The sequence below is a fragment of the Photobacterium damselae subsp. damselae genome, assembly GCF_038086725.1.
In the GTDB taxonomy this organism is placed as follows: domain Bacteria; phylum Pseudomonadota; class Gammaproteobacteria; order Enterobacterales; family Vibrionaceae; genus Photobacterium; species Photobacterium damselae.
Window position 1 is genome coordinate 2,632,849 of the sequence record NZ_CP146970.1, and the last position, 18,580, is coordinate 2,651,428.

The window sequence follows — 18,580 nt, forward strand, 5'->3', positions numbered from 1 at the left end:
TTCCTGTTTGATATAGTTAAAAAATAGCGTTCAGTTAAAAGACAAAACGACCTACACTAAGGTAGGCCAGTTTTCTTATTTCAGCAATAAACTTACTTGCTTGGTTCTTCGAGTTTTTTCTCGACTGCTTTAAGGCGCTTATTCATCTCATCAATTCGATGAACACGGGTTGCCGTCTTACGCCACTCTTTATTTGGCTGCAATGGAATGCCCGAAGAATACATACCTTTCTCTTCGATGCTGCGCATAACCATACCCATTCCTGTGATAGTAACACCATCAGCAATTTCGATATGACCATTAAGAACGGACGCACCACCAATAATACAATACTTACCAATTTTCGTACTGCCAGCGACAATAGTACCACCAGCCATTGCTGTACCATATCCGATCTGCACGTTATGCGCGATTTGCATTTGGTTATCAATAATCACGTTATCTTCAATAATCGTGTCATCCAATGCACCACGGTCGATCGTTGTACAAGAACCAATTTCAACACGGTTACCAATACGTACGGTACCTAGCTGCGGGATCTTAACCCACTCACCTTTGTCGTTAGCATAACCAAAACCATCAGCACCAATCACGGTGTTAGATTGAACTAAACACTGCTCACCTAATACGACTTCATGATAAATGGTGACATTAGCCCACAATTTTGTGTTTGCACCAATTTGGGCATTTTTACCAATAAAACAGCCAGCGCCAATTTGTACGTTATCGCCCAACACGACACCCGATTCAATAACCGCATTATGACCAATACAGACACCTTGGCCTAGTGTTACATCGGTAGCAATTTGTGCAGTGGCTGCAATTTCAGTCGCAGCGGCAGGTGTTGTATCTAGCTCTTGCGCAGTTAAGGCGTAAGCTAAATAAGGGTCGTTGACAATCAGCTTATTACCAGCGAAATACTCAGCATCGCCAGCACGTAAAATCACAACAGAAGCTTGGCAGTCTGCTAAGTGCTTACGGTATTTGCTATTTGATAGAAAAGTTAATTGGCCTGATGCCGCTTTTTCCATATTAGCAATTGAGGAAACCTTTACAGAACCGTCTCCTTGTAGTTCTGCACCTAATTTTTCTGCTAGTTCAGCCAGTGTGATTACAGCCATTGTTAACCTTATATCTTTATGCAACTACAGCCACACTAGGTGGCTGTGATGATCATTAGGCTGTATTGTAAACGATACAGCCTATTTGATAATAGCAGTTTAGATTATTTAACTGCTGAGATAACTTTCTGAGAAAGGTCATCTTTCTTGCTTGCAAATAGTACCGCATTTGCATCAAGAACTAAGTTGTAACCTTCTTTCTTCGCTACAGAATCGATCGCTGTACGGATCTTCATAACAAGTTTTTGCTCTTCTTCTTGACCACGACGACGTTGATCTTCTGCTAGAGCTTGTGCTTTTAGCTTGTAATCAGATTCAAGAGAAGCTAGTTCACGCTGTAGTTTAGTACGATCGCTATCGCTCATTACTGCACCATCACGCTTTAGCTTGTCGATCTTAGCTTTCATTTTTTTCTCAAGAGAACGAAGCTCGTTTACACGACCGCTGAACTCTTTACGAAGCTTATCTTGTACATTGTAGCGTTTAGCTAGCTGAGCCATAGCCTGACCAGTTGCTACATAGCCAATCTTTTGTGCAGCTTCCGCTGCATTGGCATACATAGATGAAGAAAGAATTACTAGGCTTAGACCTGCTGCTTTAACCCACTGTTTCAAAAGATATCTCCTTAAATTTCTTAGAATGTTTGACCAATGGTGAATGTGAATAGTTCTTCATCATCCCCATCATATTTCTTAATTGGCTTAGCCAACGAGAATACAAGTGGACCCATTGGAGACATCCACTGTAGCGCTGCACCATATGACGCACGGATCATACCTGGATCAGAGTAATCATATAGGTACTTACCACTTGAATCTTTCAGATCGTATTCAGTATCCCAAACCGTACCTGCATCAACAAAGATACTTGTGCGGATCTGGTTGCGGAACTCTTCTGATACAAATGGTGTTGGAACAATCAGCTCCATACTTGCTAGAGCCTGGGCGTTACCACCGGCTGCATCATCAGTACCAGTATAACAATCATTATTACCACTGATACCGCCACCAGCAGGACAACCGCCAACATAAACAGCTTTCGGACCTACGGTATTAGAACGGAAACCACGTAAGGTAGAGAAGCCACCTGCATAGAAGTTCTCATAAAATGGTAATAACTGATCACTGCCGTTATCTGTCTTACCATAACCGTTACCGTAACCTAGACGGCCACGCAGTAATAAACTGAAATCTTGCGATTGAGTTAATGGAATATACTGGCGAACATCGTATTGAGCTTTGTAGTACTGAGCATCAGAACCAGGAATGGTCATACGAAGTGACGCACGCTGGTAGTTACCTGATGTTGGGAAGTAGCCACGGTTTAGATTATTACGAGTCCAAGATGCTGACCAGTAAAAATCATCCAGTACAATCGAACCGTCATCACGGTCAAAGCCATGAGCTTGCTTAAACTTCTCGATCTGATAATACTCTTGAGTATTGGAGATCTTGTTATGGTCATAGCCTAGACCAAAATCAAAGAAGTTCAGCTCATTAAATGGGAAACCCCACGTTAGGCTTGTACCATAACTCTGGTTGGTATAGTCAGAGATGTTCGCATTCGATGCTTCAAACTCGTTGTAATAAACCTTACCACCTAAGCTGATGCCATCAATGGTGAAGTACGGGTCTTTATATTCAAGACTTATGTTCTTCTGGTAATCGTTCATCATGGCATTAATACCAAAACGGTTACCAGTACCTAAGAAGTTATCTTGGGTTAAACCAGCTTGGAAACTAATACCTGATTCGGTACCGTAACCAACACCAAAGTTCACGCTACCCGCATTCGCTTCTTTAACTTTATAGCGAACATCAACCTGATCGTCAGAACCAGGTACTCGTACTGTTTCTACATCAACATTTTCAAAGAAACCCGTACGATTTAGACGTTGTTTACCGGTTTCAATGTTCTTCGCATTAAGCCAAGTACCTTCCATCTGACGCATTTCACGACGCAGTACTTCATCTTTTGTCGATGCGTTACCAGCAAACTCGATCTTACGTACATAAACACGTTTACCAGGATCGATGTTAACTACTAAAGAAACTTCTTTGGTTGCATCATCAAATTCAGGGATAGTTTGAACTTGAGGATACGCGTAACCAGCTTCACCCAGTTTACGTTTTACCGCTTCTTCAAGTGCCGTTACTTTCGCGCCGTTATAAACATCACCCGCTTTAAAGTCGACCAGTTTATCAAGCTCTGCCTGACTGTTTACCGTATCACCACGGAACTGAACGCTTTTCACTTTGTATTGCTCACCTTCGTGAACCTTCAATGTGATGTATACGCCTTTTTTATCAGGTGAAATCGATACTTGCGTTGAGTCTAAACGATACTTTAAATAACCATCATTTAGATACATAGTACGCAGAGCTTCAAGGTCACCAGCCAGTACTTGTTTCTGATACTTTTCATTAGCCATGAAGTTCCACCATGGCACATTCGCTTTAAGATTAAACTTACTACGAATATCAGCATCACTAAATACATGGTTACCTAAGATGTTAATCTGCTTAATTTTCGCTGATACACCTTCGGTAAAGACAAATTTAAGATCAACACGATTACGAGGCAGAGGCGTCACAACGGCTTCTACTGTTGCATTGTACTTACCAACGCTATAGTAGAAGTCCTCTAACCCCTTCTCGATTTTACTCAGTGTTGTGCGGTCTAACGCTTCACCAACACGTAAGTCTGCCGAGTTTAGATTCTCTTTAAGCTGATCTTCTTTGATCGCCTTATTACCTGCAAAAGTAATACTTGCGATAGTAGGACGCTCATGCACTTGAATAATAAGTGTATTGCCATCACGGTAAACTTGAACATCTTCAAAGTTACCAGAAGCATATAAAGATCGGATAAGCGATGATACGTCTTGGCTATCAACCGTGTCACCCACACGTACCGGCATTTTTAACAATGCAGCACCTAATGTGACACGCTGAAGGCCTTCAAAGCGAATATCATCGACAACAAAATTTTGTTCCGCACTATGCGCAACGCTACTACCTAAAAGTAGGGATGCAACCAACAGTTTTTTCATCGCCATTACTGTTCTGATTATTCCTTGCTAAAAATGCATTTATTAAAGGCGGGTAAAATCATTGAATAGCGCAATGGCCATTAACGCAACCAAAATGGCTGATCCCACTCTATAGCCTATGTCCTGAATCTTTTCTGATACAGGACGACGAGTTACCGCTTCAATGGCAAAAAACATCAAATGTCCACCATCAAGCACTGGCAGCGGCAATAAGTTTACAATACCTAAGTTCACACTGATCAATGCTAAAAAGCCAAGGAAATAAACCAAACCAAAATCGGCGGTCATACCAGCACCTTTTGCAATTGAAATAGGACCACTTAGGTTCTTAATTGCTACATCACCCGTCACTAACTTAGTTACCATGTCAAAGGTGAGTGTCACCAATTGCCATGTTTTCTCTGTCGCCTTAGCCACAGATTCGATAGGTCCAAATTGTAAGTTAATTCGGTAATCTTCAGGCCAAGCATCAACTTTTGGCGCGATACCGACATAACCTACTTTTGAACCATCTTTTAAATCTTTTACTGCTGGTGTTAGCGCTAAGGTTAAAGGTGCATTATCTCTTAACACTTCAACATTTAGCGTCTTACCTGGATTTTCTCTTACAAGATCTGCAAAAGTTTGCCACTGTTTAATTGGCTCTCCATCGACCGCAATAATTTTATCATTTAACTGGAATCCTGCATTAATTGCAGCGCCATTATCTACAAGTTGTGAGATAACTAGCGTTATTGCTGGCGTATATGGCGTTAAACCCAAAGTCGTTAAAACATTTTCACGCTCAGGATCATAAGACCAATCAGTCAAATTAAGCGTACGCTTTACATCAATATTGGAGTGAGGCTCTGTGAGCGTCACTGCCATTTGCTTATCGCCAATATGAGATATCATCGCCATATTAACAGATTCCCAATCAGGGGTTTCGATTCCTGAAATAGATTTTAGTTCCATTCCAGGCGCAATTCCGCCCTGTGCAGCAATAGATTGTGGCGCTACTTCACCGATGACAGGCTTAACCGCGGGAACACCAATAAGGTACACCACCCAGTAAGCAAAAACGGCAAAGACAAAGTTTGCAAAAGGACCAGCGGCAACAATCGCGCTACGTTGCCATAGCTTTTTGTTATTAAACGCCATATGACGCTGGTGCTCGGGAACGGCTTCAACGCGCTCATCGAGCATTTTAACGTATCCACCCAGTGGAATCATTGCAAGAGTATATTCGGTGCCATCTTTCCCTTTTCGTTGCCAAATTGCTTTGCCAAAACCAATAGAAAAACGTTCGACATAAACACCACAGCGACGAGCAACCCAAAAATGACCAAACTCATGCACGGCAATAAGAATGCCAAGAGCCAATAAGAATGCCCCTAGATTCCACAAAAATCCCATTATGCTAATACCTTTTTAATTTCATCCAGAGCTAACTGACGTGCTTGACGATCCAATTCAAGCACATCATCAATATCCTTAGGCTCTTCCTTGCTCGCTACCGCTAATACAGCAGCATTAATTCGAGCAATGTCGGTAAAACCAATTTCGTTATCTAAAAATGCCCCTACGGCAATTTCATTTGCAGCATTTAACGCGGTTGTAGCAGCCTGCCCCTGATAACACGCATCCATTGCCAGTTTCAAACAAGGATAACGATCATAATCAGGCTTCAAGAATGTAAACTCACCTATCTGACTAAAATCAAGAGGTGCAACACCAGCATCAACACGATTAGGATAAGCCATCGCACAAGCAATCGGCGTGCACATATCAGGCATACCCATCTGAGCAATCACAGAGCCATCTTTATATTGCACCATAGAGTGAATAACAGATTGAGGATGAATGATCACTTCCATCTCTTCGCGGCTAGCATTAAACAGCCATCGAGCTTCAATATACTCAAGACCCTTATTCATCATAGTTGCTGAGTCGACTGAGATCTTTGGCCCCATAGACCAATTAGGGTGAGCAATTGCCATCTCAGGCGTTACGGTTTCAAGTTCTGCAATGTCCGTATAGCGGAATGGACCACCAGAACCGGTCAGTAATACTTTACTTACTCCGTGCTTTGCTAAATCACAACGGCCCATACGAACCTGAATATCTACCGGTAAAGACTGAAAGATAGCATTATGTTCACTATCAACCGGCAGTAATTCTGCACCATATTGCTCACAAGCATCAATAAAGATTTGCCCTGTCATTACCAAAGCTTCTTTATTGGCCAGTAAAATGCGCTTACCCTTTTTAACCGCAGCCATCGTTGGAACTAAACCAGCAGCACCAACAATTGCAGCCATTACAGTATCAACTTCTTCTAATTCAGCAACTTGGCACAATCCTTTTTCACCAGATAATACCTTTGTCGTGAGTCCTTGCTCAATTAATTTTTCAGTCAGTTCATTTGCGGCTGTCTCTGATGCCATTGCCGCAAACTTTGGCTTCCAATAACAACACAATTCCAACATTTTTTCTACATTGGAACCTGCAGCAAGCGCTGTAACTTCAAATTGTTCAGGATTTTTTGCAACTACAGCTAAGGTACTGCTACCGATTGAGCCAGTTGCTCCAAGAATCGTCAACTTACGCATAAAATCACTTTATTTAACTAAAAGGGCCGCCAATATGGCCGCCCTTAAAAAAAGAAGAGAGCTTACATCCACCATAAGTAGAGTAAAGCAAAAACAGGGAAGGCTGCGGTTAGGCTATCGATACGATCTAATATTCCGCCGTGACCAGGAAGAATATTACCACTATCTTTAATGCCAGAAACACGTTTGAACATGCTCTCAACAAGGTCACCCAAAACAGATGAAATCACTGTAATTACCGCAATGGTCAGCAAGCTAGCAACAGAATGGAATGGAATACTCATAATATGAGCGCCTCCCCATGCAACAAATACGGCTAAAATTACGCCACCAGCTAAACCTTCTAAAGTTTTATTCGGGCTAACAGCGGGAGCCATTTTATGTTTACCAAAACGCTTTCCGCTAAAGTAAGCACCAGTATCTGCTGCCCATACAATCAAACACACAAGTAGAACTAATTTCGCCCCATGGGTTGAATCGACTTCATAGTTCACCGCTCGAAGCAGTAAAATACTCCAAAAAAATGGAATTAAGGTCAATAAGCCAAAAAGGTGTTTTAAAGGGGGGGTCTTCGACCAAAGTGATGTGCTAGATGGATATGTTAGCGCTAATATCGACGCAACCAACCACCAGATCCCACCAATAAGTAACATTCCATGATGAGATGCACTTAACGTTGCCATCGATTGATAATTTATTGGCAAGGCTAACATGCTCAATCCAAGTGCAACAACTGGAACAATCATCGCCTGAATACGTGACTTGGCCTCAACAAATTGAGTCCACTCCCAAAAACCTATTAGGCTAATTGCCGCAATCGCAATCATAAATGCTGAGAACGGTAAGAAAAAAATTCCAGCAATAACTAAAGGTGCGAGGATCAATGCGGTAATGATTCTTTGCTTTAACAAGCTGCTTCCTCTCGTATATCAAACATTATTGTTTAGATATATTTCTCATATGACCTAAACAATAATGCCAATGCAGCAGATTCGCCACATTGGCTTCTATTTATATTATTTTTGCATTAATGCTTTAATTTGTTCACCTGTACAACCAAAACGGCGTTCACGTGTAACAAACCAAGCAATAGCATCAGTCAAACTTTGTTCATCAAAATCAGGCCAGTGTTGCTCGGTAAAATACAGCTCGGCATAAGCCGTCTGCCAGAGCATGAAATTACTGATTCGGCATTCGCCACTGGTACGAATAAGTAAATCAACATCAGGCTCCCCTGCTGTTGATAGTTCCGCAGAAATCATATCTTCAGTCATAGAGTCAGGATCTAATCCTTGCTCTATTAATTTCTGCATCGCCTTTTTAGTCGCTTGGAGAATATCCCACTGACCGCCATAGTTTGCAGCGACATTTAATACCATTCCAGTATTATTTTCAGTAAGAGCTTCTGCGGAAGCTATTTTATCTTGAAGGCGCTGACTAAAACGGCTTTTATCACCAAGAATCTTTAACTTAATGTTATTTTTGTGCAGACGTTTAACTTCGCGACCAAGTACAGTGATAAAGAGTTCCATCAATAGAGAAACTTCATCTTCTGGTCGACGCCAATTTTCGCTACTAAATGCAAATAAGGTTACAGCCTTAATACCAAGACGATTTGCAGTAGAAACGGCTTTACGAACCGCTTCGACTCCCGCCTTGTGGCCAAATACTCGAGCTTTACCCTTGGCTTGAGCCCAACGGCCGTTACCATCCATTATTATGGCAATATGCTTAGGCAAACTGTCTGCACAAAGTCCAGTTTCGATCATTTGCTCTGCCATATTTCTCCCTCAAAAAAAAAGCGCTGTACTGCACGCACAGCGCTTCAAATTTCAAAAAGCTAAAGCGCTAATAGAATGGATTATACTTCCATTAACTCTTTTTCTTTAACTTCTAGAACTGCTTCAATTGACTTGATAGCGTCATCTGTCAGTTTCTGAATTTCGTCTTGTGCACGACGATCATCATCTTCTGAGATTTCTTTGTCTTTTAGTAGAGCTTTAACATTCGCGTTAGCATCACGACGAATATTACGTACAGCTACACGACCTTGCTCAGCTTCTGCGCGAACGATCTTAACAAGATCACGACGACGCTCTTCTGTTAGTGCTGGCAATGGAACGCGAATTACTGTACCTGCAGACATTGGGTTTAAACCAAGGTCTGACATCATGATTGCTTTTTCTACTTTAGGAGCAAGCTCACGGTCAAATACAGTAATAGCAAGAGTACGAGAATCTTCAGCAACTACGTTAGCTACTTGATTCAACGGAGTGTTTGCACCGTAGTACTCAACGTAGATAGTATCCAATAGGCTTGGGTGCGCACGACCAGTACGAACTTTAGCTAGTTGGCTCTTAAGCGCATCAACGCTTTTTTCCATACGCGTTTTAGCGTCTTGTTTGATTTCATTAATCACGATTAATACCCTTGATCATTCGGTCAACAATAGCATGTCATCCAACATGCTAGCTTGAATTAGTCGTTTGAAATTAGTGTGCCTTCTTGCTCACCCATCACCACGCGGCGAAGAGCACCTGGCTTGTTCATGTTAAATACACGAATTGGCATGCCATGGTCACGAGCAAGAGTAAATGCAGCAAGATCCATTACTTTCAGTTCTTTTTCAAGAACATCTTGATAGCTTAGCTGAGTATATAGCGTTGCTTCTGGGTTCTTAACCGGATCGGCTGTAAATACACCATCAACTTTTGTCGCTTTTAATACTACATCGGCTTCGATTTCAATACCACGTAAACACGCCGCAGAATCGGTTGTAAAGAATGGATTGCCTGTACCTGCCGAGAAGATCACCACGCGACCTTGACGAAGCTGGCTAATTGCATCAGCCCAGTTATAGTTGTCACACACACCATTTAAAGGAATTGCAGACATCACTCGAGCGTTCACATAGGCACGGTGTAGTGAATCACGCATAGCTAAGCCGTTCATCACAGTTGCTAGCATACCCATGTGGTCGCCCACAACTCGGTTCATACCTGCTTCTGCAAGGCCTGCGCCACGGAATAGGTTACCACCACCAATAACAAGACCGACTTGAACACCTAGCTCAACAAGCTCTTTAATTTCTTGCGCCATACGATCAAGTACATTCGCATCGATACCAAAGCCTTCTGCACCTTGTAGTGCTTCACCGCTTAGCTTTAAAAGAATACGTTGGTAAGCTGGTTTTGGGTTTGTGGTCATAAATTTTACCTTCCAGGGTTACTTAAGAGATATGGAGTTGTAAAAAGACCGTAGCCATGGCCACGGTCTTCTATCAGCAATTCACTCAGGAATTAACCTTTCTGAGCTAGTGCAACTTCTTCAGCGAAGCTTAGGCCTTCTTGTTTCTCGATACCTTCACCAACTTCTAGGCGAACGAAACCAGAAACAGTAGCGCCAGCTTCTTTAAGCACTTCACCTACAGTTTTCTTAGGTTCCATGATGAAAGCTTGACCAGTTAGAGAAACTTCGCCAGTGAACTTCTTCATGCGGCCTTCAACCATCTTCTCAGCGATAGCTTGTGGCTTGCCTTCGTTCATTGCGATTTCTACTTGAACTTCACGCTCTTTAGCAACAACTTCAGCTGGTACATCTTCAGGAGTTACGTACTCTGGGCGAGATGCAGCAACGTGCATTGCGATGTGCTTAAGAGTTTCTGCATCACCGTTACCAGCAACAACAACACCGATACGTGCGCCGTGGCTGTAAGTTGCGATGTTTTCGCCTTTGATGTACTCAACGCGACGGATAGAAACGTTTTCACCGATCTTAGCAACAAGAGCTACGCGAGCTTCTTCGAACTTAGCTTGTAGTTCTTCAACAGAAATTTGCTCAGCTAGTGCAGCTTCAGCTACTTCGTTTGCAAAACCAAGGAAGTTGCCATCTTTAGCAACGAAGTCAGTTTGGCAGTTCACTTCTACAAGTGCAGCTACACCTTCACCTTCTTTGATGATGATGATGCCTTCAGCAGCTACGTTACCTGCTTTCTTAGCAGCTTTAGCAGCACCGCTCTTACGCATGTTTTCGATTGCTAGCTCGATGTCAGCGTTAGCTTCAACTAGCGCTTTTTTACATTCCATCATGCCTGCGCCAGTACGTTCACGCAGTTCTTTAACTAGGGCAGCTGTAACTGTTGCCATTGTCATATCCTCAGATTGAATTCTTTTATTAAAAATCAGGGGCCATTAGCGGCCCCTGGTAACCATTCTTAGTTTACACAAGGTAACTTAAGATGCTCAAATGGAGCTGGCTATTATTCAGCTTCTACGAAACCGTCTTCAGCTTGAGCAACGATGTCTTGGTTACGACCTTCGTTAACAGCTTGTGCTACTGCACCAGTGTATAGCTGGATAGCACGGATCGCGTCATCGTTACCTGGGATAACGAAGTCAACACCGTCAGGATCTGCGTTAGTATCAACTACTGCGAATACTGGGATACCTAGGTTGTTAGCTTCTTTAATTGCGATGTGCTCACAATCTGCACCAACTACGAAGATAGCGTCTGGTAGGCCACCCATGTTTTTGATACCACCAAGAGATTTCTCTAGCTTCTCCATTTCGCGAGTACGCATTAGAGCTTCTTTCTTAGTTAGCTTATCAAAAGTACCGTCAGTAGATTGAGTTTCAAGATCTTTTAGACGCTTGATTGATTGACGAACTGTTTTGTAGTTAGTCAACATACCACCCAACCAACGGTTGTTCACGTAGTACTGATCACAGTTGATAGCAGCTTCTTTAACTGCTTCGCTTGCTGCACGCTTAGTACCAACGAAAAGAACTTTACCTTTGCGAGCTGCAATCTTGTTGATTTCAGCTAGCGCTTCGTTGAACATTGGTACAGTTTTCTCAAGGTTGATGATGTGTACACGGTTACGAGCGCCGAAGATGAATGGCTTCATCTTAGGGTTCCAGTAACGAGTTTGGTGACCGAAGTGTACACCAGCCTTAAGCATGTCGCGCATTGATACAGTTGCCATTATAAATTCCTCTATGGGGTTAGGCGTCCACATATCCCATTCAGCCGACCCCACTAAAGCTTTGCGAAAGCTAAGGAGCACCCCGGAGAATGTGACGATATGTGTGAATGATTAAAAATAGTTTAGTTAACTCACCAATAAGTTCCTACTTTTAAAAGGTAAGAGACAAATTAGCGAATTACGGCGCGCTTTATACCATATATTGCTACCAGTAATCCAGCTTAATATGCATATGAGAACGAATCTTACTTTCCATAACCTAGCTTGGACTGGTAAGATAGTGGCAGGAGCAATTCCATTAAATAACGCTTAAGAGACGATTATATGAGCATTAAGATCAAGACGGCTGAAGAAATTGAAAAAATGCGCGTCGCAGGCCGTTTGGCTGCTGAAGTGCTGGAAATGATCGAACCACACGTTAAAGCCGGTGTGACCACGGAAGAATTGGATCGTATTTGTCACGATTACATCACCAAGGAACAAGGTGCGATTCCAGCGCCACTGAACTACCATGGTTATCCAAAATCTGTTTGTACTTCTATCAACCATATTGTATGTCATGGTATTCCAAGCGAAATTGATGAAAACATGGGTAGCAAATACAGCAAACCAGCTGTATTACAAGATGGTGATATCATCAATATTGATGTAACTGTTATTAAAGATGGTTACCATGGTGATACATCTCGTATGTTCGAGGTGGGTGAAGTATCAATGGAAGATAAGCGTCTTTGTCGTGTTGCTCAAGAAAGCTTATACATTGGTATGAAGAAAGTGAAACCAGGTGCTACAGTTGGTGATATTGGTACTGCAATCCAAAAATTCATCAAAAATGGTACAAGTCGCTTCTCTATCGTAAAAGACTACTGTGGTCATGGTATTGGTGACGAGTTCCACGAAGAACCTCAAGTTGTTCATTACAAAAACAACGACCGTACCGTACTTAAAGAAGGTATGTGTTTTACCATTGAGCCAATGATCAATGCTGGTAAATTTGGCTGTGTAACAGATGATGATGATGGTTGGACTGTTTACACTGTTGATGGCAAAAAATCAGCACAGTGGGAACATACTCTACTTGTGACTAAAGACGGTTGTGAAGTGCTGACTCTTCGTTCAGATGAAAGCATTCCTCGTCTAATGCATAACTAATTCTAGTTACAATGATAAGGCCGGCTATGATGCCGGCTTTTTATTATCTTGCGCCACCTTTGCACGGACAGCCTATATTATGGAATCATTAATCTCTGCAGTTGCTCACTACACCCCCTCTCAACTCAATCAAGATTCTCTTCGTCAAGCTTTGGAACAATTTGGCGAACAACAGAAAATCTTATTTAAGCGCCATCACTCAATTGCAGATCTGGTTCATGCCCGAGCAAAATTTATCGATCAGTTACTGATTAGACTGTGGCATCATTTTGATTTTGCAAAACACCAAGATTTAGCGTTAGTCGCAGTAGGCGGATATGGTCGAGGTGAGCTACATCCCCTCTCTGATATTGATTTATTAATTCTTAGCCACCAGCCTTTAAGTGATGAGCTTGGTGAACAGTTGTGTCAATTTCTCACACTACTGTGGGACTTAAAACTTGAAATTGGCCATAGTGTGCGTACCGTTGATCAGTGTATTGATATCGGTAGAGAAGATCTCACTGTTGCAACCAATTTAACCGAATCAAGATTACTATTTGGAAATCCTTCAGCATTTGAACAACTCAAACAACGCATATCGCTACCAGATTTCTGGCCCAGTGAACCTTATTATCGAGCCAAAGTAGACGAACAAATAGCCCGCCACGCTCGCTATCACGATACTACGTACAATTTAGAGCCCGATATTAAGTCTAGCCCTGGTGGTTTAAGAGATATTCATACGTTAGGTTGGGTTGCTCGTCGCCACTTTGGTGCAACAAACCTACTTGAAATGAGTCGGTTTGGATTTCTAACCGATGCTGAGTATCGAGAGTTAGTTGAATGCCAAAATGCTTTATGGCGTATCCGCTTTGCCTTACACATTGAGCTCAGACGTTATGATAATCGCCTGACCTTTGCTCACCAACCCTCTGTCGCCGAAAACCTAGGGTACAAAGGTGAAGGCAACCAAGCCGTTGAAATGATGATGAAAGAGTTCTATCGCACCTTACGTCGTGTAGTTGAACTGAACAAAATGTTATTGCAACTGTTTGATCAAGCAATCTTAAATAATGGTTTAGAAATTGAACCCACCCCACTTGATGATGATTTTCAATTACGCGGCCATTTAATTGAAGCAACTAAACCGGCACTGTTTCAAGCTCGACCTGAAACCATCTTAGATATGTTTCTCCATATTGCTAAAAACTCAACCATTGATGGTATTGCGGCACCAACGCTAAGACAATTGAGAACAGCAAGACGTCGACTTAACCGCTTCTTAGTTGAAATCCCCGCTGCTCGTGAAAAATTTATGGAGCTGGTTCGCCAACCGAATGCTCTGCAAAAAGCGTTTCGTCTGATGCATCGTCATGGTGTATTAGCCGCGTATCTTCCTCAATGGAGCCAAATAGTCGGTCAGATGCAATTTGATCTGTTCCATGTTTATACCGTTGATGAACACAGTGTGCGACTTCTAAAAAATCTGAATAAATTTAATGATCCTGAAAATCGCACACGCCATCCTATTTGCTGCGAAGTCTTTCCTCGTATTATCAAGAAAGAAATTTTAATCCTTGCTGCTATCTTTCACGATATTGCCAAAGGTCGCGGAGGCGATCACTCTGAATTAGGTGCGATTGAGGCTCATGATTTTTGTCTGCAACACGGCTTATCACGACCAGATGCAAAGTTAGTCGCTTGGCTGGTACAAAAGCATTTATTAATGTCTGTCACCGCTCAACGACGAGACATCTATGACCCAGAAGTGATCACCGAATTTGCGAAAGAAGTTCGGGACGAAGAGAGATTGGATTATCTGATCTGTTTAACGGTGGCTGATATTTGCGCGACGAACCAAGAGCTATGGAATAGTTGGAAGCGAACTTTATTGGCAGAGCTTTATTACGCCACGCAAAAGTCCCTTCGTCGCGGATTAGAAAATCCACCTGATATGCGAGAGCGAATTCGTCACAATCAGCAAATGGCCTCAGCATTATTACGAAGCCAAGGATTCGCTCAGCGTGATATTGATGTGTTATGGCAAAGATTTAAAGCTGATTATTTTTTACGTCATACCCATAAGCAGCTGGCCTGGCATGCTGAAGCTTTATTGAATCATGACCATGAAAAACCGCTTATATTAATCAGTAAAAAGCCAACTCGAGGTGGAACAGAGGTTTTTGTTTACAGTAAAGACAAAGCCAAACTGTTTGCGATTGTTGTGGCTGAGCTAGATAAGAAAAATCTTAGCGTTCACGATGCGCAAATCATGAATAGCAAAGATGGCTATACCTTAGATACCTTTATGGTGCTCGATCCTAATGGTAAAGCGATCAGTGAAAACCGTCATGCTGTTATCAGTAAAGCCCTGAAAAAAGCCTTAACAGAGATGAAGTTTGAGCGTAAAAAACGCCGAGCTCGACGCCAGTTACTACACTTTAACGTGAAAACCCGGGTCGATTTCTTAGCGACCAAAAATGGTAAAAAGACCATGGTAGAACTGGTTGCTCTTGATACCCCTGGGCTATTGGCAACGGTAGGTTCGGTATTTGCCAATCAAAACCTAAGCTTGCAAGCGGCAAAGATAACAACAATCGGTGAGCGCGCCGAAGACTTCTTTATACTGATCAATGAACATGGCCAGCAATTAACCGAAGAAGAACAGATATTATTGCGCAATGAACTAATCGATAAAATTAACCAAATTCAGCAATAGTTATCCAACCACTAAGTTTATAACCAAATAGAAAGCCAAACCCTCAGACCATACAGATATTAATTATGGTCTGGTTTGGCTTTTTAAGCTTTAGCTAATTGAACTACAGCAAACGGGTAATAATGGCTCTACTTTAGAAGTTGCTGCTGCCATTTGGCTAACCAAGGCTCGGCCACTACTAAAGGGTCAAAGTGTATACAAGCATCAACATCCAGTCTTGGTATTAACTCTTTGGCTTGTAGCTCTTGCAACAGCGCCTCAAACTGACGTCCACCACCACAAAAGCGCTCTTCCCCATAACTTGCATCTCCTAACGCAATCACTCCATAGCTTAAATTAGGAAGCAAAGGAAATGCCTCGCGCAGATGAACAAACAGAGGCAATAACGTTTCAGGGATCTCTCCCTGCCCTGTGGTCGACGTTACGACCAATACCACATCATTTTGATAAGAGAGAAATGACTCAAGTGTGCTCTCATCAATAAAACATTCGGCTTGATGGCCTGCTTGCTGTAATTGCTCTTGAGCCCACAGCGCCACATCTTCTGCCCCACCGTATACAGTACCAACAAAAATTCCAATCTTAGCCATAGTACATCCTTGTCTATTTAATTACATTTACTGTGGCACAGATAAGGAAATTTACAATAAGATCCAAGGTATTACACAATACAGAGCACAATTTCCCTTAAGCTTGTGGTTGTAACAAAGCGACATCCCAATTAAAAGCGGCCATAACTCGTAACCAGGTTTCATCAACCTGAGCTCGAATATCAAGCATCTGTTTTGTTATAGGATGCTCAAATTGAATTCTTGAAGCGTGCAACATTAGACGATGGCAATCATAGTTATCTCGGAACATTCGATTATGACGACCATCACCATGGTTTACATCACCAATAATATGATGACTTAAATGGTGCATATGACGACGCAACTGATGTTTGCGGCCGGTCTCAGGCTTCATTTCAACTAGGCTATAACGACTACAGCTATAACGCCCAACAGCAATAGGTACTTCAACTTTAGCAATCGGCGCATAAGCTGTAACTGCAGGCTGGGCTTCCTGTTCTTTGTTGGCATTTTTATCTGCAATTTTATCGAGCTCTTTTTTAAGCGGATAATCCAGAACTGCCGCCTCTTTTACCCAACCTCGAACGACAGCGTGATATGTTTTATGAACATCGCGACCTGCAAACTTAGGCATCATCTCCGCAGCCATTTCACTTGAAAGGGCAAACAGTAAAACACCCGATGTTGGTCGATCCAAACGATGGAGTGGAAAAACATGCTGGCCAATTTGATCGCGCAGCGTCTGCATCACAAATACCGTTTCATGACTATCTAACCAAGAGCGGTGCACTAACATACCCGATGGCTTATTAACAGCAACGAGATACTCATCTTGATACAAGATCTCAAGTTCTATTTTTGGAATTAGTGGTGTATCTAGCGTGGCATCATGCATCTTAGGAACCTAATATCTGTTCAATTTGACGAGTAATAGTTAACAATTCGCTTTGGCCCGGCTCGGATTTCATCGCTTCTTCAATATAAGGGGAGATTTCAAATCCAGTTGGTAGTGGCCATTGTTCTAAGATAAGTTGGTTAAACTTGGGAATAAAAATCCACTGCAGCCACTGGGAGCAAGAGAGCGTATCAACGGCAAAAGGCAAGGTACTCGCCAGAGCTTGTGCATCCGGACTTTGCGGTTGCCAATGGTTGTGTTCTCGCAATACCGCTTCTAATGCGCTCAGTAACTCAGCTGTCTGATGATAACAATTCATAGTCAATCCAACCTTCTATATTAAGGTGCGCAAGAATACCTTGCCTAAAAGAGAGACTCAATCAACCCCGGTGTGAAAAAGTGAAAAGGTGGGATTTCACGTTTCCTCTCGCTATACTGATCTCCTTGTTTGCAGTTCGGATATTTTCCATGGATCAATTTCATACTCTTACCCAGCTACTGGATAACGCTCAATGCCAGTACGCAATTTATGATTTAGGCCGTCGAGTGACTCAGCTTGATGTCGACCAATTTAAAGCGGTTGAAGAAAACCGTCAGCCTTACCCATGGCCGCTGCAACAGCATGCAAATTTAGCTCTTTCGTTTTGGCAACCCAACCACACACCGTGGATCTGGTTTTTACGCTTACCGTTAGATGAGAGAGGCTTATTAAAACAGGCCGCTGTTGGCGATTTTATTAAATATGTCATCGAAGCGATGGGGGCTACGCTCAACCGCACACCAAGCGAAGAAGAGCAGAAAAAGCTGGCCAATAACCCTTATACCTTTAAGCCTAATGACGACAAAATGGCGATGTTTCATGGCAAGTTGCGATCTCAACTACAATTAGAGCCTAGTCAATATTATGCAGGAGCGCAGCAATATTTAACCGGTGAGTTAGGTTGGGATAATTGGCAACAACTAGGGTTACAGGGCCTTGCAGATGTCTGTTCGCGCTTATCTCAAGAAAATAACGCCACTTTAGTTCGTAAGGCAATTAATCATCTGCCTATGACACCATTGTATGCACTATTGGGTTGCCTCGAGCACATTGAGTTACCTGATAATTTAACGTCAAGAATAAGTGAACGCCTTGCCACAGAGATGGCTCAATCTGCTCCTGATATTTTTCTTATTTCGGCGTTAATCAGAGCGCTATCAGGTAGCAACGAAACTGTACTCCAAGGTGAAATTGCTCAACTATTGGCGCAACCGCATTTATGTCACCCTGAGATTCTAATTGCGATTGCAGGTCGATGCTGGCAAGGGTTAAACCAGCCTAATAATGCAGAATTATTCTTGCTACGCCTTGCCCAAAGCCAAAACCAAGCACTATTTAACCAACTCTTTAGTGATCTGGTGATGCTCCCTATGCTAAGAGGCATTATGCTCCAACTCTTGCATGGTCAAGCCAATCCCGAATTGATCCAAGCGATTGCTGAACTGCAGCAACATGCTAGAGGTCAATAAATA

17 protein-coding genes are annotated in these 18,580 nt (G+C 42.4%); 3 read left to right on the forward strand and 14 right to left on the reverse strand.

Annotation, left to right across the window (positions count from 1 at the left end):
* Positions 1 to 92: 92 nt before the first annotated feature.
* From lpxD to rpsB, 11 genes are all read right to left on the reverse strand, one after another.
* Positions 93 to 1,121: a UDP-3-O-(3-hydroxymyristoyl)glucosamine N-acyltransferase gene (lpxD, locus tag WAX86_RS11875; RefSeq protein WP_068968382.1), complete on the reverse strand. Its 1,029-nt coding sequence runs from the start codon at positions 1,119 to 1,121 to the stop codon at positions 93 to 95.
* A 104-nt stretch (positions 1,122 to 1,225) separates the two neighbouring features.
* A complete protein-coding gene (locus tag WAX86_RS11880) occupies positions 1,226 to 1,735 on the reverse strand; it encodes an OmpH family outer membrane protein (RefSeq protein ID WP_044174650.1) in 510 nt (169 codons plus the stop codon).
* 20 nt (positions 1,736 to 1,755) lie between these two features.
* A complete protein-coding gene (gene bamA, locus WAX86_RS11885) occupies positions 1,756 to 4,179 on the reverse strand; it encodes an outer membrane protein assembly factor BamA (protein ID WP_065171681.1) in 2,424 nt (807 codons plus the stop codon).
* Positions 4,180 to 4,215: 36 nt separating this feature from the next.
* The gene (rseP, locus tag WAX86_RS11890) at positions 4,216 to 5,571 is read right to left on the reverse strand and encodes a sigma E protease regulator RseP (RefSeq protein ID WP_341489383.1); all 1,356 of its coding nucleotides are present in this window, start codon (positions 5,569 to 5,571) and stop codon (positions 4,216 to 4,218) included.
* Complete coding sequence (ispC, locus tag WAX86_RS11895) at positions 5,568 to 6,764, reverse strand: 1-deoxy-D-xylulose-5-phosphate reductoisomerase (protein ID WP_065171683.1); 1,197 nt, start codon at positions 6,762 to 6,764, stop codon at positions 5,568 to 5,570. Before ispC ends, rseP begins: the two co-directional genes overlap by 4 nt.
* 62 nt (positions 6,765 to 6,826) lie before the next feature.
* Positions 6,827 to 7,675, reverse strand: a complete 849-nt coding sequence (locus tag WAX86_RS11900; RefSeq protein ID WP_065171684.1) for a phosphatidate cytidylyltransferase — start codon at positions 7,673 to 7,675, stop codon at positions 6,827 to 6,829.
* A gap of 105 nt (positions 7,676 to 7,780) precedes the next feature.
* A complete protein-coding gene (locus WAX86_RS11905; RefSeq protein ID WP_065171685.1) occupies positions 7,781 to 8,545 on the reverse strand; it encodes an isoprenyl transferase in 765 nt (254 codons plus the stop codon).
* A gap of 80 nt (positions 8,546 to 8,625) precedes the next feature.
* Positions 8,626 to 9,183, reverse strand: coding sequence for a ribosome recycling factor (gene frr / locus WAX86_RS11910; protein ID WP_005297920.1), 558 nt, complete (start codon positions 9,181 to 9,183; stop codon positions 8,626 to 8,628).
* A gap of 59 nt (positions 9,184 to 9,242) precedes the next feature.
* Entirely contained in the window at positions 9,243 to 9,971 is a 729-nt protein-coding gene (pyrH, locus tag WAX86_RS11915; protein ID WP_005297918.1) for a UMP kinase, read from the reverse strand.
* A gap of 92 nt (positions 9,972 to 10,063) precedes the next feature.
* Complete coding sequence (gene tsf, locus WAX86_RS11920; protein ID WP_044174635.1) at positions 10,064 to 10,909, reverse strand: translation elongation factor Ts; 846 nt, start codon at positions 10,907 to 10,909, stop codon at positions 10,064 to 10,066.
* 113 nt (positions 10,910 to 11,022) lie between these two features.
* Positions 11,023 to 11,748 (reverse strand): 30S ribosomal protein S2, encoded by a 726-nt coding sequence (gene rpsB, locus WAX86_RS11925; RefSeq protein ID WP_005297915.1) that lies wholly within the window; start codon positions 11,746 to 11,748, stop codon positions 11,023 to 11,025.
* A gap of 324 nt (positions 11,749 to 12,072) precedes the next feature.
* Between rpsB and map the strand changes: the two genes are divergently transcribed.
* Together map and glnD are read left to right on the forward strand one after the other, a co-directional pair.
* A complete protein-coding gene (gene map / locus WAX86_RS11930) occupies positions 12,073 to 12,900 on the forward strand; it encodes a type I methionyl aminopeptidase (RefSeq protein WP_065171687.1) in 828 nt (275 codons plus the stop codon).
* Positions 12,901 to 12,979: 79 nt separating this feature from the next.
* Positions 12,980 to 15,601: a bifunctional uridylyltransferase/uridylyl-removing protein GlnD gene (glnD, locus tag WAX86_RS11935; RefSeq protein ID WP_237033400.1), complete on the forward strand. Its 2,622-nt coding sequence runs from the start codon at positions 12,980 to 12,982 to the stop codon at positions 15,599 to 15,601.
* Between the two features lie 128 nt (positions 15,602 to 15,729).
* On the opposite strand, the gene WAX86_RS11940 is transcribed toward glnD, so the two are convergent.
* From WAX86_RS11940 to WAX86_RS11950, 3 genes are all read right to left on the reverse strand, one after another.
* On the reverse strand, positions 15,730 to 16,191 hold the full coding sequence (locus tag WAX86_RS11940; protein ID WP_341488850.1) for a flavodoxin: 462 nt from the start codon (positions 16,189 to 16,191) through the stop codon (positions 15,730 to 15,732).
* A 97-nt stretch (positions 16,192 to 16,288) separates the two neighbouring features.
* The gene (gene truC / locus WAX86_RS11945) at positions 16,289 to 17,068 is read right to left on the reverse strand and encodes a tRNA pseudouridine(65) synthase TruC (protein ID WP_341488851.1); all 780 of its coding nucleotides are present in this window, start codon (positions 17,066 to 17,068) and stop codon (positions 16,289 to 16,291) included.
* A gap of 1 nt (position 17,069) precedes the next feature.
* Positions 17,070 to 17,387, reverse strand: a complete 318-nt coding sequence (locus WAX86_RS11950) for a YqcC family protein (protein ID WP_341488852.1) — start codon at positions 17,385 to 17,387, stop codon at positions 17,070 to 17,072.
* Positions 17,388 to 17,536: 149 nt separating this feature from the next.
* Here WAX86_RS11950 and WAX86_RS11955 point away from each other — a divergent pair, with 149 nt between their 5' ends.
* A complete protein-coding gene (locus tag WAX86_RS11955; protein WP_151182222.1) occupies positions 17,537 to 18,577 on the forward strand; it encodes a DUF3549 family protein in 1,041 nt (346 codons plus the stop codon).
* Positions 18,578 to 18,580 lie beyond the last annotated feature (3 nt).

What these genes read in the sequence shown, in the direction of transcription:
- lpxD (WP_068968382.1), bottom strand. Translation starts at nt 1,121, where the DNA reads ATGGCTGTAATCACACTGGCTGAACTAGCAGAAAAATTAGGTGCAGAA.
- bamA (WP_065171681.1), bottom strand. Translation starts at nt 4,179, where the DNA reads ATGGCGATGAAAAAACTGTTGGTTGCATCCCTACTTTTAGGTAGTAGC.
- ispC (WP_065171683.1), bottom strand. Translation starts at nt 6,764, where the DNA reads ATGCGTAAGTTGACGATTCTTGGAGCAACTGGCTCAATCGGTAGCAGT.
- WAX86_RS11905 (WP_065171685.1), bottom strand. Translation starts at nt 8,545, where the DNA reads ATGGCAGAGCAAATGATCGAAACTGGACTTTGTGCAGACAGTTTGCCT.
- pyrH (WP_005297918.1), bottom strand. Translation starts at nt 9,971, where the DNA reads ATGACCACAAACCCAAAACCAGCTTACCAACGTATTCTTTTAAAGCTA.
- tsf (WP_044174635.1), bottom strand. Translation starts at nt 10,909, where the DNA reads ATGGCAACAGTTACAGCTGCCCTAGTTAAAGAACTGCGTGAACGTACT.
- rpsB (WP_005297915.1), bottom strand. Translation starts at nt 11,748, where the DNA reads ATGGCAACTGTATCAATGCGCGACATGCTTAAGGCTGGTGTACACTTC.
- map (WP_065171687.1), top strand. Translation starts at nt 12,073, where the DNA reads ATGAGCATTAAGATCAAGACGGCTGAAGAAATTGAAAAAATGCGCGTC.
- glnD (WP_237033400.1), top strand. Translation starts at nt 12,980, where the DNA reads ATGGAATCATTAATCTCTGCAGTTGCTCACTACACCCCCTCTCAACTC.
- WAX86_RS11940 (WP_341488850.1), bottom strand. Translation starts at nt 16,191, where the DNA reads ATGGCTAAGATTGGAATTTTTGTTGGTACTGTATACGGTGGGGCAGAA.
- truC (WP_341488851.1), bottom strand. Translation starts at nt 17,068, where the DNA reads ATGCATGATGCCACGCTAGATACACCACTAATTCCAAAAATAGAACTT.
- WAX86_RS11950 (WP_341488852.1), bottom strand. Translation starts at nt 17,387, where the DNA reads ATGAATTGTTATCATCAGACAGCTGAGTTACTGAGCGCATTAGAAGCG.
- WAX86_RS11955 (WP_151182222.1), top strand. Translation starts at nt 17,537, where the DNA reads ATGGATCAATTTCATACTCTTACCCAGCTACTGGATAACGCTCAATGC.